The organism is Crateriforma conspicua (assembly GCF_007752935.1).
In the GTDB taxonomy this organism is placed as follows: Bacteria; Planctomycetota; Planctomycetia; order Pirellulales; family Pirellulaceae; genus Crateriforma; species Crateriforma conspicua.
In genome coordinates this window covers 1,018,429-1,033,221 of record NZ_CP036319.1, presented here as the reverse complement: position 1 = coordinate 1,033,221, position 14,793 = coordinate 1,018,429, and the positions used below count along the sequence as shown (strand labels likewise).

Genomic DNA, 14,793 nt, shown 5'->3' with positions numbered 1-14,793 from the left:
TTTGCCCGGCCGCAAATCAGTCCTGCGGTCGGGCCGGAAGCGAACGGTCGGCCCGCTACAGGTTCATGCCACAGATGACCGCGGGTTCGACAAAACACAGCCGGACGTTTCCGTATTCACGAAAGTCCCACGCCGCGGCAGGCAAACGCGCGGTGTCAAAAAACTTGTCCGTTTCGGCGACCAACACGCTGCCCAGCGGGGCGTGTTCCAGAAACGCGCGGATCATCTGGTTCAACTTGCCCAGGGTCGTTTCGTCTTCCCACATTCGGTAGGGCGGGCACAAAAAAACAACCCAGGGCGTGTCGGCATCGGGCGGCCCCAACAATTTCAATGCGATACGAAAAGTGTCGCCGATGATCAGATTCAAGCGGTCTTCGATGCCCAACTGAGACGCCGAATCTTTCAACGTCTTCATCGCATGCCGCGATTGTTCGACCATGGTCACGCCATTGGCCCCCCGGCTGATCGCTTCGAAGGCGATCGCGCCCGTCCCGGCAAACAAATCGAAACCGACGGCCCCGCGGACCGCCGGCCCCAAGATGTTGAACAGGTTTTCGCGAACGCTGTCCTTCATCGGTCGTGTGTAGGCGGCGCCGTGATAGCGGACCGTGCGACCACGCATCGAACCGCCAATGATTCGCAGGGTCGTCGCGTGTGTCTTGGCGGCCGACTTGCCGCCACGCGGTGCCTTGGCAGCGGAATCATTCGCATCGCCGTCCTGATGCCCCGTTTGGGCTGCATCAAACTTGCGTGACGATCGGGATTTTCCGCGACGTGGGTGCTTCTTGCTCATTCGGGGCAGTATAACCGCGGTTGTGAAAAGGTCTGCGGGGCGCGCAAACCATCGCGGGGCCCCTGACGTACCACGTCAGATCGTCTCCGGCAGGCGACGCGTCCCATCATCACCGGTTTCACCGCCGGTCCCTTTCGTTCCTTCATCGTCTTCGTCGGTGCCCCGAGTCCGCCCTATGCCCCGTCGCACGCTCCGAATGTTCCTGATCACCCCGTCGCGGATTGCCGGCTGGACGGCCCTGTTGGCTTTGGCCGTTTCTGTCGTCAGCTGGGACGCGGCGACGCTGTCGGCCCAAGACGAAACGACCGAATCCGCACCGACCCAAGACGTATCATCGGAATCGTCAGAGTTCGGATCGCTGGAAATCGAAAGCCAGTTGCCGCCCGACGCCACCGAAGAAGAACAGTTGGCCGAACTGGAACGGCTGTTGGAAACACCGGAAGTCCAGGAAGCAATCGCCGCATTCGACCAATCGCACCAAGAATTGGTCGAAGCGATGGGCGACCTGAACGAAACGTACTTGCGATACCGCAATGAAATCGACCAAACGGAATCCGGCAAAGCCGCCTTCCGTGAACGTCGTGAACGGGTCCGCAAGCTGATCCATCAAACGCACCGATTGGCCAACCCGATTTTGCCGTTTTATCGCGAAGCGGCCACCTATGCGTTGACGATGGTGCAAAGCAACGAAGAACGCAGCATCTACAACGGCGCGACCTACGAAAGCGCCGCCCGATTCTTGGATGCCAAGCGGAATGAAAAATACATCTTCCAAGCCGCCATGCGTTCGGCGGTTTGCACGGGACAGTTCGACGTCGCGCGAAAGATCTTCGACGTCCTGCAAGGCCAAGAACTGCCCCAGATCGACACCAACATTCGCATCAATCTGGACCAGATCGAAGAAGATTTCAATTTGGAAGCGGAACGCCAGCGGCGCGACGCGGACAAAGTGTTCCCCAAAGTCAAACTGCACACGACCAACGGTGACGTCATCGCCGAACTGTACATCGATGACGCCCCAAGCGCCGTATCGCACTTCATTCAATTGGTCGAAGACGGCTATTACGAAGACGCCGAATTCATGCAGGTGATCGACAACTTGTTGGCTTTGTGCAGCCACGCGGCGGAATCACCTCCTCAAAAATTCTTGGTCGACGAACACCAGAAACCCGACGCCCGACGTCCGCTGCGGGGATCCTTGGTCATGGCGGGCATCCCGGCCGAAGCAGGCCGATTTGTTCCCAATTCCGCCAACCGCCGATTCGCGATCATGATGATGCCGATCCCGATGGTCGCCGATTCGCAAACCGTGTTCGGCCGCGTCATCGAAGGCATGGAAGTCGTGTCGACGTTCCAGCGGGTCGATCCCAGCAAGCCGAAGGAAAAGGGCGAATTGGTGCTGCCACCCGATCGGATTTTGGAAGCCACCATCATCGATCGCCCCGAAACGCTGCCGGAACCGGAATACATCGAAAACCCGTCTCGCTAGCGGCGAGGTTCATTTTCCATGATTTCGACGCCGATTGCCGGCCCGACGGTCGAATCGTCGCATCCTTTGTCGACGACGCGGCGGCGGGTTATCCTGGCGTGTGGCAACCAACAACGATGGCCAGCCCGCCCTTACGTCGCGACTGGACACTGAATTGCCCCAATCCGTCCTCCCGCCCAACCATTTTCCCACCTTCCTTCGCAGACGAACCGCTGCCTCGGTTTCGACGCGACACCGCCTTCTTTTTTACGCTCGACCGATCGCCGTTATGAACGACCCGAAAAAATCCCCCTCCGAAACCATTCACGACACCAAACAAGAATCACGACGCCGATTCATCAAAGGCGGCGGGATGATGTTGGCCGGCGGCGCGATCGCCGGCAGCCAAGCTTCCGTGGCTCGTGGCGCCCACGCCTACGGGACCGACACGATGAAGATCGGCTTGGTCGGCTGTGGAGGACGTGGCACCAAGGCCGCGATGCAAGCACTCAGCACCTCCGGCGGCGAAGTCAAATTGGTCGCCCTGGCAGACGTTTTTGATAACAACGCACAAACGACTTATCGCGGCATCAAAGGCAAACACAAAGACCAAGTCGACTGTGCCGATCGCATCTTCGTCGGGCTGGACGCTTTCGACAAAGTGATGCAATCCGACGCCGACGTCGTCATCCTGGCCACCCCACCGGGATTCCGCCCGCAACACTTCGAAGCCGCGATCGATGCGGGCAAACATGTCTTCATGGAAAAGCCGGTTGCCACCGACGCGCCGGGAGTCCGCCGTATCTTGGCAGCGAGTGAAAAGGCCAAGGAAAAAGGTCTGGCGGTCCAGGTGGGCCTGCAACGCCACCACGAATTCCGCTATCGCGAATGCATCGATCGGCTGCAAAACGGTGCCATCGGTGATTTCATCTTGGCCCGCGCCTACTGGAACGGTGCCGGCGTTTGGGTGCGTCCACGCAAACCGGAAATGAGTGAATTGGAATACCAGATGCGCAACTGGTATTACTTCACTTGGTTGGGCGGTGACCACATCGACGAACAACACATTCATAACTTGGATGTGATCAACTGGTTGATGGACGGCCCGCCGGTCGAATGCCAGGGCCAAGGCGGCCGCGAAGTCCGCAACGGGATCGACCACGGCCAGATCTATGACCACCACATGGTCGAATTCACCTACGGCGACACCAACTATGGCAACGGCATGAAAATGCTTAGCCAGTGCCGTCACATCCGTGGTTGCTGGAACAGCGTCAGCGAACATGTCCACGGCACCAAGGGCTACTGCGACATCAGCAAAGCGCGGATCTACAAGCCCAACGGTGACTTGGCCTGGGAAAGCGATGCGACCGAGATCAGCGAAAAGGGCTGGCAACAAGAACACCACGACTTGTTCAGCGCGCTGCGTCGTGGCGAAGTCCCCAACGAAGGCGAATACGGCGCGTACAGCACGATGACCGCGATCATGGGACGCATGGCCACCTACAGCGGCAAGCCGGTCAAATGGGACGACGCGTTGAACAGCGAAATCCAACTGGCCGACACCGATTCGATGACCAGTTTCGACAGCGCCGCTCCGATGCAGCCCGATGAAAACGGTCGCTATGAAGTCGCCGTCCCTGGCCAAACCAAAACGGTCTGACCTGACGGTTCTTCCCCCGACTCAGATCATCGATCCAACACCCCCGCCCCCGCCGTTCGTTTTCGGACGCGCGGGGGTTTTCTTCATCAGGGATCACACGTGTTCGCACCGGAGGGCGATTGATTGCTGCGCCCCAGCGACCGGAATCGGCGATAGGCATCCGCGGGACTCGGCGGCACTCCATCGTCGACCGGGGCTGCCTTTTCACGTTTTCGGCGTCGCAGCGACACAGCCAACGGTGGCATCGAAGTACGACTCTCGTCCCTTCTTCTCTGGGTACCGCCTTCTCGTTTGCGGGCCAAATGATACGCCACTTCTTGGACGCTCTTTTCGAATACCTCCGAGAGAACGTTTCATGGCCGCAAAGCTTTGGTAAGGACTGGCCAGATTGCTGACCCTGCCCCTCGTGATGCCGTTTTCAGCGACCGCCCAGAATGCCAACGCCACTCGCGAATTGTTTCAACGCGAATGAGAGTTCGTCGATAGTGGCCCCACGTTTACGTCATTTGACTCGGTGGCGCCGGTCCCACAGCGTGGGCACCGAGGGCGTGGGCGAATGACATTGATTTCAAAAAGCCGCGCGCCCCGCGACTCTGCGTGCAGCGGATGGTTATGCGTCTGTGCGTGCCAGAACTTCCTTGTGAAGTTGAGAAAGATCAAGGATGATTTTACAGATCGTGTCGGCAAGTTCATCAAGCTCGTCAGACAGAGGAAAATCGCAAACTCCGGAAGGAAACCCATAAGAAGCTGCCAGCGTTCCACGTAACGCGTGATCCGAAGTCGCAGCATTGGGGCCAAATCCCACGCCGTAACGAAAACCGGGCCCCATGCAACCATAGTCGATGCACAACTGAAACGACACGTCGTCAGCCCTCCCGGCGTTCAGCCACACGCCCCCACCAAGGTTCGATGTTTCCACCTCAAACGTTGCTCTTAACCGGGCGTGGATTGCTTTTCGTATTGAACCGGCTTTCGCGATAACGGGAGTCTTCGAGGCGATGATGGCGGGAATGCGTGATTCGTGAACCATCTGTGAAAGGGTATCTGGGTTGCCTGCAAATTGCCGCATGAAGCGATCAGGAAACTCTGAAAACCGCGGTTCCGAGAAGACTTCTCGAAACGCGGCAATTCGTCAGCTGCCGAACCGACAGGGACTGCATGCGGGGGAGCGCTTTCGATTTCCGTTTGTGGATTCTGGCAAGCAATTGCAGCACACGATTCAAAGACACGTTTCCGTTCTGCGTCGCAAAGTGTCTTTAGGTAACTCAGCGTCCGCCAAACCGTGGTGCTGGGAACATGCCGCAACAAGGAGAACCCTTGCGAATGCGCCAACTCAAGACGATGTAGGAAAATGTCTTGCATGTGCTCCACGTATCATTGAGCGTTTCGACGCATAAACGCGGAATTCACGGGGGGACGGGCGAAACACTTGCAAGCAGACGGGCAAACACGACTCGCGTCCTCCCGTGCAATTTATGGTTCGCTGCGGTCTTGCAGTCGAGATTCATCACGACCAGCGACAAACAAACCCATCACCATGATGATGTCAGATTCGATTCGATAGTAAAGAACAGCCGTGAATCGACGCAGTCGGCAGGGTCGGTATCCAGTATGATCCGAAGCGAATGAGAATGGTCGTTCCTGGACGATCGAAACAGCAGCATAAAACTCCGATTCCAGTTCGTCGCCCAGTCCCGCGCGACGTTCATCCAGCCAAGCCATCGAGACAAGCAGATCGTCGCGAACTTCCTTGGCGTATCGAACATCCATCACGATCGAGCATCACGGATTTGTTCGCGTAGTTGCGATTCGGTGAGCAATGAATCGGGGTTTGCCCGGTAGCTCTCTAAGCGTCGGTCGAGTTCAGCACGCTGTTGGTCTGTCAGTGTCGTCCCAGCGTCCTGCGGCATGCGATCCCAGATTGCTTGCACGACCAACAATTGCTCCTCCAGCGGGAGGGCAGAAATGTCAGAAATGGCCTGTTCGACAGTCATAAATCACCTGCGGTGGTAGGACTCGAAGATTCTACCTCGCTACAAGAAAGCAGTCCAGTTTCGCGAAAAACGCGTCGAAACTACAACCGGCGAACGGTAGGGTTCAGCGGGGCCGCGCGAACGACTCACCACTTCAAAAACGTCGACTCGCAGCCTCCGTTGCCCCCCGTGGTTCGGCATTCCTTTGAACGCTCATGATCGAGAATCCACGACAATGCCAAGAGTATCATCGTCCAATTTGAATCGATAACGTTTTCCGTCTTGCAGGTTTGCGACAAACGTCCGCATCGAACCTGGCGATTCACTGGCGTCCAGTTCTACCGAAAGTACCCGTTTTCCAGGTGGAACAAGTGCGTAAGGTATCATAGCAATGAATCGGCCACGAACTCGTTTGACTTCGTGACCATCCACCGCAGCCAATCTGTAGCCCGAACCAACTCCACGTGATGCGGTGACGTCGTTTACTACCGCGTAGCCATCGATGTTCTCTTCGAATAGCCCGCATGTTGCACCGTGTAACACTGAAATCAGCATCAGCATGAAAGTGATCGTCACGGCAAATCGCGGACGCAATGCGCGTCTCCTAACAGTGATAACGTAAAATACATCTTGGCAGCGTCAGATAGCAGAACGTCTGCCGCATCCGGGCACGAATGGAAGACTTTGATTTCAGTTGCCGCGTGAATGAGTGCTTTGGCTCACGGCTTTGTTATCCGACGGCTCTGTCACATCGGTTCACGTGGTGCGTGCTATACAGGACCGCCGTGTCATTCACGACAGAAAATGCCGTGGCCTCAGACCAAATAAACCGAGAACAGTCACAGAACACAAAAATGAACCGCTGACACAGAGCAGCCCAACAATCCAGTGTGTGCCTGCGGCTTCACAAGCGATCGCGATGACCACAAATGCGATTGCCTGAAGGAACGCTAGGACAGCAAGCCAAATTTGCCAGGGTTTGGGATTCGGAATTGCTTCGGCTTCGCTTTGGCTGCCTTTTCGTCTTGCAAGAATCGCGTTCGGCAGAAACATGAGGACAAATCCGAGCAACAAAAATGTCAGGATGCCAATTTCGTGATCGTCCATATCGTTCCTCCGCTGTTGGTGAATTGAGGATTGGGCGAACTTTGTGTCGGATAACGTCCGCCGTCACCGGGCGCCGAGAGTGAAACGAACCATCAAAAGACGCGCTGACGTTGCTCCGGTGCACGGCATTGTTCGCCCCTACGCAGTCTTTCGAGTATGAAGAAGTTCACCAGCCTTGATTGGCCGCACGTCATCAGAACCGACGGTTACGAGCGCAACCGTATGTCCACCCCCATCAACGAACTCGACCTCGTATCCCTTTCCGCCCTTGTAGACATGCACGACGGTCCCCACGTCCCCGCGAGTGAGGTTCTCGTGAGGTGGATCAGCGTCTAGTACAACGAGAGAGTGTTCGGCAATCATGACAGTCACTCGGGGTAGGCGGTAACCAATCGTGGTGGATCATCGTCCTCGACGATCCAGACCGTCTGAACCACGCCAGGACGGTACCCGGGCCGACCGACGGTCCCCACCGCTTTGTATTTTATCCAAAACGGGTGGTTTCGGTATCGAACGTTGTGCAGTTTCGAGCAACAGCGAGTAGGTCAGCAGCGAGGTGGTGCCATTCGGCGCGGTCGTAGCCGAGGGAGTGGAACCAGATCGCCTTGGAGCCACCGTCGGGATGCGCAAGATTGAGCAGGTAGTCACGCACCTTTGCGTCTTCCACTACGGCTCGGTCTGCGTCAGGTATCGGCATAAAGTTTTGTGGGCGAACTCTGGATTCTTCATCGGAGTCGGGGAGAATGCCCGTTGGTATTGGCTTCACCAGATTCGCTCCGGGCCGACTTCCCCTCATGTGCTCTGCATTGTATCTGTCCTCCCCAAGTCGAGGGAGCGGCAAGTCACGGGTTCTGCCAAGACTTGGGGCGTGTCGCGTCTAGAGGGGGCGGACGGCTAGGACACGGAAATCCTTCTACATCGTTTGGCGATTCTCCTGGCCTCCAAAATGACGGGAATTGCACCGGTGTAGCAGAGTCGGCGGATTCAGGGGGGCGAGGCCCGGTTCTTTCCGTCCAACGGGTGCCGTTAATACATTGGATCGCCGGGGATCGTATTCGGCTGTCGTGGGCGATTACTGATAATCCACGTCGTCACCGCCGTTTCTCTTGGGAACGCCATGTCTTTTGAGAGCACTGGATGCTGGTGATTGGGCACGACATCCGCTCGGAATCCGATCGTTCGCTGCCGGACCGATCGTGGGGCCGATTCGATTATGCATTCGAAAGCATGGCGACCACGAGGACGAGTCCCAGCAACGGAACGACCACAACGGCCCCGGCCAGGATCAGATTCCCGAATCCTCGCCAAGCGGATCGGAAACCCTGGACTTCGGCGATCGTGTTGCAAAGCAGGACGAATGCCCAGACGCCCAACACCAGTTCGACCAACGCAAACGCCAAGAACGGGATCAACAGCATCGGTTGTGCCTCGAGCCCCGGTGTCTCCTGAGTGAACAAGTCCGAACCGAACAATACGATCTGGGGTATCCACAAAGGCAACGCGGCGATCGACGGAACCGATGCCCAGGCAATGGCCGTTTTGATGTGTTCGCGACTGGCGACGCCTCCGATCCAACTGCCGGAAAAGCGGACCAAATGCGAACCGATCCACAGGCTGAATAACCCCGCCAAGGGGCCGATCAGAATCGCGATTCCAAGGATCGCGGCCAGGGGAAGATCGTCGCCCGCGTTTCGCGTCGACGCCCGATCCAGCGTTTCGCCGACCCCCGCCAGACAAGCCAAAAGCACGACGTGAAGCTTTGGATTGATCGAAACAATCTGACGAACGGTCCGGCGCGGCGATGTCCAAATGGTACGGAAAGGGCGCAGGTCGTCGTCCGTACCAACAAAGCTCACGTTCTCGCCGGACTCTACGCTCAGTGGACTTGGGGTGGCATAGGGATTGGACGCTGGGTCGTCGCTGCGCATCTTGCAAAATTTCCTGTCTGCGGTGGTTGGGACAAACTGCCGGTTCCACGGGACCTGTGTGCATCAAGACTGTCATGCACAGCGTATCGGATCGTCACCGACAAGTCGCGCCGCCAATTGATGCCACTTGGGATCGATTGGGGGAACACGAACAACACAATGCCGTGAGAGCCACCAACAGCGCCGAAGCCGATCAACGATGCAAACGATTCACCGAGCCGATTTCTGTTTCAGTCGTCTTTCCAAGGCTGGCCGGAATCAGGCTTAGCGGACGATGCGCCAGCAGCGATGGATCCGCCGATTCCGATAGTCTTCGGGAACGGTCTGGCGACTGATTTCGATCACGGACTGAACATCCAAAGCATCCTGATCAAATTTGAAACGCCGGAAGTTGGTGGAAAAATAGATCACGCCTCCCGGGCGAACCAGCGGGATCACAGTTTCCAGCAAGGGCAGGGCGTCACGCTGGACATCCCAAACGTTTTCGGTCCGCTTGCTATTGGAAAACGTCGGCGGATCCACCACGACAAGGTCATAACACTGACCGGCAGAATGATTCGCTAAGAACTCCGCCACGTCGGATGTGATCACCCGATGGTTGTCGGATTCGAAACCGTTCAATCGCAGGTTTTCAGTTGCCCAGTCGGTGTAAGTGTTCGACAAATCAACGCTGGTCGTCGACTTGGCTCCACCCGCCGCCGCGTAGACAGAAAACGAACCGGTGTAAGCAAACAGATTCAGGAACCGGGTGCCATCGGCCTGCTGCCGCACCATGTGCCGGGTGACGCGGTGATCCAAAAACAATCCGGTGTCGACATAGTCCGATAAGTTGACCAGGAATTTTAGCCCGTCTTCTTGGACCACAATGCGTCGTCCCTGCACCGCCTGTTTTTCATGTTGGGTGTTCCCACGTTGGCGACGCCGCGACTTCAAAAACGCGTTCTCCGGTGCAACGTCCAGTGTTTTTGCCGCGGTTTCGACCATCAAATCCAGCCAGTTGGCATGCTGTGCGGGATCACGATCGTGCGGACGTTCATACTCGGTGATGTGCAGACAATCTTCGTACCGATCGACAACCAGCGGAATCTCTGGAACGTCTTTTTCGTACAAGCGATAACAAGTGATCCCGCGTTTGGTGGGCCAGCGCCGCAAATGCCGTGCTCGCTTGGCCAAACGACTGGCGAACAGGTCAGCTTGATGGTGGGCCTTTTCAGGCAATTGCCCGAATGCTGCGCCGCCGGACGCGTGCACCAGGGTTTGTGATTCAGATGCATGAATTTCGGGTGTTTTTCGCGTGGGCTTGTTTGATTCGTTCGTTGTCCCGTCCACGTTACCAGCGGACGTCGTGGATGTCGGATCCGAAGTCGGTGGCAAAGCATCGGCGCTGGCCTGGCGGACTTCGACCACCGGTTTGGGGCCGTGGAATTGGAACAACGTGCAGGCGACGTTGCCGTTGTACAACTTGCGTCGACGGTCGGCCTTTCGCCCCAACAATCGCTCCAGCCCCGGGTACGCGGTCAGTACGAAATGCGACCACGTCGGCAACCGCCGAAAGACATCGGGAAACGCTTCGAACAACGCATCCAATTCTCGGGTCACGCGGGCCGATCGGTCGGCGGATGATCGGTGATCGGACTTCGTCGGTCGCGGCATCTGGCCCCCTCGCGAATCCGGGTATCGTGATTCGGAACCCGCCGACGGGTTTCCCTCCGGCGGATGGGTGATCAGACATCCGAATCGACGGCGACTGGTGAATTCGGAAAACGCTTTGGCTTCGAAATGGATGTCCGCTTCGACGCCTGCCCGAACGGCGTTGTCGCGGGCGGCGCGCAGAACTTTTGGATTGATGTCGGTTGCTAGCAGAGTGGGTGACACTGATGGCGTTTGCAGGGTGACCGCGTCGCGACGCAGGTCGCCCCGCAAGTCGTTGGGAATCGCCGGCCAGTCGTCCAGCGCAAACGAACGCATCAAACCCGGTGCAATGCTTCGTGCGATCCAAGTGGCTTCGATCGGAATCGTCCCGGTGCCACAGAACGGATCGCAAAACGGGCGTCCCGATTCCCAGTGGCTAAGCAACACGGTGGCGGCGGCCAATGTTTCTTTCAGCGGTCCACGCGATGGGTCACGCCGGTATCCACGTCGATGCAAACTGGCCCCGGAGGTGTCGATGGTCAGCGTTGCAATGTCTTTGATCAGGCTGACATTGACTTCGTAAGTGGCCGCGGTTTCGACCAGATCGTTGGCTTGGTGGTCACGACGCAGGGCGTCGACGATGGCGCGTTTGACGGTGCGTTGACAGGCCGGAACGCTGGAAAGTTCCGATCGCACCGATCGACCGGTGACGGGAAAACGTCCGTCGACGGGAATCCATTCGCCCCAATTCAGTCCCCGGGTCTTTTCGAACAGCGTGTCAAAATCGGGCGCCGTGAACCGGGCGACGCACAACAGGACGCGATCGGCACAGCGCAGCCAAAGGTTCGCACGAACGACCGTTTCCCAATCACCCTCGAAGATGACTTGGCCATCACCGTCGACTTCCGCTTCAATGCCAAGCGAGTGCAATTCGCGTCGGACGACCGCTTCGAGTCCGAACGAACATGCGGCAATCAAACGCAGGGGTGGGCGATCCAAGGGCTCTCTCGTCAAAATCTCATTGTGTGTCGGCATCAGACACTACAATCGTAGACTTCCCCGTCCGCTTTCCCCACCCGATGACAAAACAACGATGCCCGTTCCCCGCCTGATGTCATGGCCCCGCGTCGCGTTGGCGGCCTTTCTAGTGTGCCTTTCCATCGCTCCGACCACCATTTCGGCCGCCGATGCGGACGATGCCAAGTTGAAGCTGTTGATCATTGACGGCCAGAACAATCACACCGCGTGGCCCAAAACGACGGCCATGATGCGAGACTTCTACGAAGCGTCGGGACGATTCACGGTGGACGTCAACCGCAGCAAGTTCACCTGGAAAGGTGGCAAGTTGTTGGAAGAGTATCCGCTGGACGACGGAAATGAATATCAGGACCTGCCGGAACCGAAGCCCGACCCAGATTTCAAACCGGATTTTGCCGCGTACGACGTCGTGGTCAGTAATTTCGGATGGAAAGCGGCGCCCTGGCCCGAGGAAACCCAGCAGGCCTTGGAAAAGTTCGTTGCCAACGGCGGCGGTTTGGTCATCGTTCATGCGGCCGACAACAGTTTCGGCAATTGGTTGGAATTCAATCGCATGATCGGCTTGGGCGGCTGGGACGGACGCAATGAAAAGTCCGGCCCGTACGTCTATGTCAACGAACAAGGCGACGTCGTTCGAGACATGACACCCGGTGGCGGCGGATCGCACGGCCCCCAGCATGAATATCAAATCGTGGTCCGCGATGCCGACCACCCGATCACGCGAGGCATGCCGCGGGCGTGGTTGCACGTGCAAGACGAGCTATACCAAAAGCTGCGTGGACCGGCCGAAAACATGCACATCTTGGCGACGGCCTACGCGGATCCCAAATACCGTGGAACGGGGCGTCACGAACCGATGATCATGACGATCCACTACGGCGACGGCCGCGTCTTTCACACGCCAATGGGCCATGACGATAAATCTTTCGCTTGCACGGGCTTCATCACCACGATGCTGCGTGGCACTGAATGGGCCGCGACCGGTGACGTGACCCTGACCGATATCCCCGAGGATTTCCCCGGGCCCTACGAATCTCGCAAACGCTGATTCGCCGGCGGTTCGTCTAGAACCGCGATGAACAACGCCCCTGCCGCGCTACGGCGTGGCGGGCGATTCGGGCGATGGTGAATCGGTTGTCTGCGAAGCTTTCAAGGCAGATTCGAATTCATCCAACTGACGCTTCAGTGGCGGAAAGTGCGGCTGGGCGGACACGGCCCGGCGTTGCCACTGCACCGCAGCATCCAGTTCGCCCACGGCAAAATGGCAACGGGCCAGGGTGTCCATCAGCGTCGCCCGCTGGCCCATCAATTCGATGGATCGCTGGCTGCAACGCAATGCCTTGTCAAAATCACCGGTCGTGTTGCTGACCAACCACGCATAGTCATTCAGTGCCTGGGCCAGCAAATCATCGTTCTTTCGCAACATGAATCGGCCTTGGCCGCCACGATCGGCGTCGGCGATTTTGCGTTCATGACCCAGCGTTTCGCGAGCCAGCAACTGACGCACACTGCGTCGGTATTCGTCGTCACCGTCCAAGTGGTACATCGCGATCAACGCGTCGATACGTTGCCGATAACCTTCTTGAAAAGCAACTTCGAACGCGGCACGTGCGGCTTGTGAATCGCCACGCTCTTTCGCCAACAACCCGCGGTGGTAGGCGGCCAAAGCACGCATATCGACCAATGAAATGTCGCGGACGTCCATCCGTTGTTTCAATTCACCATCGATGGCAAGCCGCTGAATCAGCGGCTCCAAGACGTCGATCACCTGTGCGTGCTGGAACAAATCCGAGTGCATTTCGCCCAGCAGTTTCCGAGCCATCGCGCCTTCGATCGCCTCGATTTCAAAGCGGTCGATCACGAAACGGAACTCCCTCTCGGCCCAGCGAAAAAAACCTCGATCCCGCAAGTCCGTGGCAACCTTAATGTGCCTGGCGGCGCGAGTCTTGACCTCCTGAGCCCCCAGCTCACCCCGCTCCGATTCATCCGTTGGTATCGGATTGGTATCCAGCGCCGCCGCCGCGAATTTTTCGGCCAGCGAATCATTCCCCAGCTTGGTGTGCGCTTCGGCTACGCCATAAAGCAACACTGGATCTTTGTCGAACAGACTGGGATGCATCCGGTGCAATTCGAACACCAATGAATCCAAATCATGTTCGAGCGCCCAGGTACAAGCATCGGTCAGTTCGTTAGGCACCGGAGACACCAGGTCCAAGTTCGCCGTCGCCAATCGCAAAGCATCTTCGACATGCCCCTGCTGGGCGGCGCCGGCGGACAAGACACGCACAAAACGCAGCAACAGATCCGAATCCAATTGATGGTCGGCGTGTCGATCGAGCTGGCGGCGATGTACCGCCAATAAATCCATCCATCGCTGCCGTGCGAATTGATTGTCGGCTAAGTCCGACGCATGAAGCCGCAACCATTGGCTGGCGACTCGGTCGGACTGCCCGATCGTGTCCAAGATGGTCTTGGCACGTTTGCGCTGGGTCGTCTGATTCATTGGCGTCGGCTGTTCCATCAACGCGATGGCGGCAAACAGACTGAGCCGCGGATCGGTTTCAAAGCGGGCCAGGCGGGCCAGGGCTGCGGTCGCCATTTCATCCGGCAGGTCCGCCAAGCGTTCGATACGCGACTGTCGGTCGTTGATCGCCAAACTGCCATAACCGGTCAACGTCTTGCGCACCGCTTCCGGATCCAAGGGGCCCGACCAACGTATGGACCGGCTGGCGATCAGACGTCGAACCGACATGGCGATCTGGTTGTCCGGATGATCGCTGGCTTGTTGAAGCTGATCGAGTGCTTCCAAACCATATCGCTGAAGCGCCGCTTTGGCTCTCTCGCGACTGACGTAATTGGGGTGCCCCAACTTTTCAATCAATTGGGCGATCGTCTGACGGACCGGCGCGTCGCGGTCGGCCATTTGTGCACCGGAGAAGTCGCCGGACCCGTTGCCGCCGGTCTGCGCCAAACACGGCACGGCGTTCATTGATACCCATCCGATCAACAGCGACGCGGAAAAGGCCCGACACCGACAAACACATCGATCCAAACGCGATCGCATGCGGTGGCGGTCAACAGACGGATCGTCACATCGGCGGATCGAGGGATCGCTGGAATGAGCGTACAAAAACGGCTTCATAAAATTGTTCAACGTTGTCGGATTCCGACGGACGATCGTTCGCCAGCCC

General features: G+C 57.7%; 14 protein-coding genes and 1 pseudogene. 3 read left to right on the top strand and 12 right to left on the bottom strand.

Annotated elements, in window-relative coordinates; genetic code table 11:
- Positions 1 to 55: 55 nt before the first annotated feature.
- The gene (locus Mal65_RS03735; protein WP_145293778.1) at positions 56 to 793 is read right to left on the bottom strand and encodes an RsmD family RNA methyltransferase; all 738 of its coding nucleotides are present in this window, start codon (positions 791 to 793) and stop codon (positions 56 to 58) included.
- 175 nt (positions 794 to 968) lie between these two features.
- Between Mal65_RS03735 and Mal65_RS03730 the strand changes: the two genes are divergently transcribed.
- Together Mal65_RS03730 and Mal65_RS03725 are read left to right on the top strand one after the other, a co-directional pair.
- Positions 969 to 2,282, top strand: coding sequence for a peptidylprolyl isomerase (locus tag Mal65_RS03730; RefSeq protein ID WP_145293777.1), 1,314 nt, complete (start codon positions 969 to 971; stop codon positions 2,280 to 2,282).
- Between the two features lie 268 nt (positions 2,283 to 2,550).
- Positions 2,551 to 3,924: a Gfo/Idh/MocA family protein gene (locus Mal65_RS03725; protein ID WP_145293775.1), complete on the top strand. Its 1,374-nt coding sequence runs from the start codon at positions 2,551 to 2,553 to the stop codon at positions 3,922 to 3,924.
- 86 nt (positions 3,925 to 4,010) lie between these two features.
- Here the strand turns inward: Mal65_RS03725 and Mal65_RS27130 are convergent, their stop codons facing one another.
- From Mal65_RS27130 to Mal65_RS03685, 10 genes and pseudogenes are all read right to left on the bottom strand, one after another.
- Positions 4,011 to 4,169 (bottom strand): hypothetical protein, encoded by a 159-nt coding sequence (locus Mal65_RS27130; protein ID WP_197203917.1) that lies wholly within the window; start codon positions 4,167 to 4,169, stop codon positions 4,011 to 4,013.
- A 365-nt stretch (positions 4,170 to 4,534) separates the two neighbouring features.
- Complete coding sequence (locus tag Mal65_RS03720) at positions 4,535 to 4,993, bottom strand: hypothetical protein (protein WP_145293773.1); 459 nt, start codon at positions 4,991 to 4,993, stop codon at positions 4,535 to 4,537.
- Between the two features lie 404 nt (positions 4,994 to 5,397).
- A complete protein-coding gene (locus Mal65_RS03715) occupies positions 5,398 to 5,694 on the bottom strand; it encodes a type II toxin-antitoxin system RelE/ParE family toxin (RefSeq protein ID WP_145293771.1) in 297 nt (98 codons plus the stop codon).
- Positions 5,694 to 5,918, bottom strand: a complete 225-nt coding sequence (locus Mal65_RS03710; RefSeq protein WP_145293769.1) for an addiction module protein — start codon at positions 5,916 to 5,918, stop codon at positions 5,694 to 5,696. The genes Mal65_RS03715 and Mal65_RS03710 overlap by 1 nt, the downstream gene beginning before the upstream one ends.
- Positions 5,919 to 6,110: 192 nt before the next feature.
- The gene (locus Mal65_RS03705) at positions 6,111 to 6,491 is read right to left on the bottom strand and encodes a hypothetical protein (protein ID WP_165701045.1); all 381 of its coding nucleotides are present in this window, start codon (positions 6,489 to 6,491) and stop codon (positions 6,111 to 6,113) included.
- Positions 6,492 to 6,689: 198 nt separating this feature from the next.
- Positions 6,690 to 7,004 (bottom strand): hypothetical protein, encoded by a 315-nt coding sequence (locus Mal65_RS03700; RefSeq protein WP_145293765.1) that lies wholly within the window; start codon positions 7,002 to 7,004, stop codon positions 6,690 to 6,692.
- A 138-nt stretch (positions 7,005 to 7,142) separates the two neighbouring features.
- A complete protein-coding gene (locus Mal65_RS27430; RefSeq protein ID WP_145293763.1) occupies positions 7,143 to 7,367 on the bottom strand; it encodes a DUF4926 domain-containing protein in 225 nt (74 codons plus the stop codon).
- Positions 7,368 to 7,372: 5 nt separating this feature from the next.
- A pseudogene (locus tag Mal65_RS27425) lies at positions 7,373 to 7,701 on the bottom strand (DUF6883 domain-containing protein).
- 514 nt (positions 7,702 to 8,215) lie between these two features.
- Positions 8,216 to 8,932: a Yip1 family protein gene (locus Mal65_RS03690; protein ID WP_145293761.1), complete on the bottom strand. Its 717-nt coding sequence runs from the start codon at positions 8,930 to 8,932 to the stop codon at positions 8,216 to 8,218.
- A 264-nt stretch (positions 8,933 to 9,196) separates the two neighbouring features.
- Complete coding sequence (locus Mal65_RS03685) at positions 9,197 to 11,563, bottom strand: class I SAM-dependent methyltransferase (protein WP_165701043.1); 2,367 nt, start codon at positions 11,561 to 11,563, stop codon at positions 9,197 to 9,199.
- A 94-nt stretch (positions 11,564 to 11,657) separates the two neighbouring features.
- On the opposite strand from Mal65_RS03685, the gene Mal65_RS03680 reads away from it, so the two are divergent.
- Positions 11,658 to 12,650 carry a ThuA domain-containing protein gene (locus Mal65_RS03680; RefSeq protein ID WP_231131273.1) on the top strand — a complete coding sequence of 331 codons (993 nt, stop codon included), beginning with the start codon at positions 11,658 to 11,660 and terminating at the stop codon, positions 12,648 to 12,650.
- Positions 12,651 to 12,698: 48 nt separating this feature from the next.
- On the opposite strand, the gene Mal65_RS03675 is transcribed toward Mal65_RS03680, so the two are convergent.
- The gene (locus Mal65_RS03675) at positions 12,699 to 14,591 is read right to left on the bottom strand and encodes a tetratricopeptide repeat protein (RefSeq protein WP_145293757.1); all 1,893 of its coding nucleotides are present in this window, start codon (positions 14,589 to 14,591) and stop codon (positions 12,699 to 12,701) included.
- Between the last annotated feature and the right edge of the window lie 202 nt (positions 14,592 to 14,793).

What these genes read in the sequence shown, in the direction of transcription:
- Mal65_RS03735 (WP_145293778.1), bottom strand. Translation starts at nt 793, where the DNA reads ATGAGCAAGAAGCACCCACGTCGCGGAAAATCCCGATCGTCACGCAAG.
- Mal65_RS03730 (WP_145293777.1), top strand. Translation starts at nt 969, where the DNA reads ATGCCCCGTCGCACGCTCCGAATGTTCCTGATCACCCCGTCGCGGATT.
- Mal65_RS03725 (WP_145293775.1), top strand. Translation starts at nt 2,551, where the DNA reads ATGAACGACCCGAAAAAATCCCCCTCCGAAACCATTCACGACACCAAA.
- Mal65_RS27130 (WP_197203917.1), bottom strand. Translation starts at nt 4,169, where the DNA reads ATGCCACCGTTGGCTGTGTCGCTGCGACGCCGAAAACGTGAAAAGGCA.
- Mal65_RS03720 (WP_145293773.1), bottom strand. Translation starts at nt 4,993, where the DNA reads ATGCGGCAATTTGCAGGCAACCCAGATACCCTTTCACAGATGGTTCAC.
- Mal65_RS03715 (WP_145293771.1), bottom strand. Translation starts at nt 5,694, where the DNA reads ATGGATGTTCGATACGCCAAGGAAGTTCGCGACGATCTGCTTGTCTCG.
- Mal65_RS03710 (WP_145293769.1), bottom strand. Translation starts at nt 5,918, where the DNA reads ATGACTGTCGAACAGGCCATTTCTGACATTTCTGCCCTCCCGCTGGAG.
- Mal65_RS03700 (WP_145293765.1), bottom strand. Translation starts at nt 7,004, where the DNA reads ATGGACGATCACGAAATTGGCATCCTGACATTTTTGTTGCTCGGATTT.
- Mal65_RS27430 (WP_145293763.1), bottom strand. Translation starts at nt 7,367, where the DNA reads ATGATTGCCGAACACTCTCTCGTTGTACTAGACGCTGATCCACCTCAC.
- Mal65_RS03690 (WP_145293761.1), bottom strand. Translation starts at nt 8,932, where the DNA reads ATGCGCAGCGACGACCCAGCGTCCAATCCCTATGCCACCCCAAGTCCA.
- Mal65_RS03680 (WP_231131273.1), top strand. Translation starts at nt 11,658, where the DNA reads ATGCCCGTTCCCCGCCTGATGTCATGGCCCCGCGTCGCGTTGGCGGCC.
- Mal65_RS03675 (WP_145293757.1), bottom strand. Translation starts at nt 14,591, where the DNA reads ATGAACGCCGTGCCGTGTTTGGCGCAGACCGGCGGCAACGGGTCCGGC.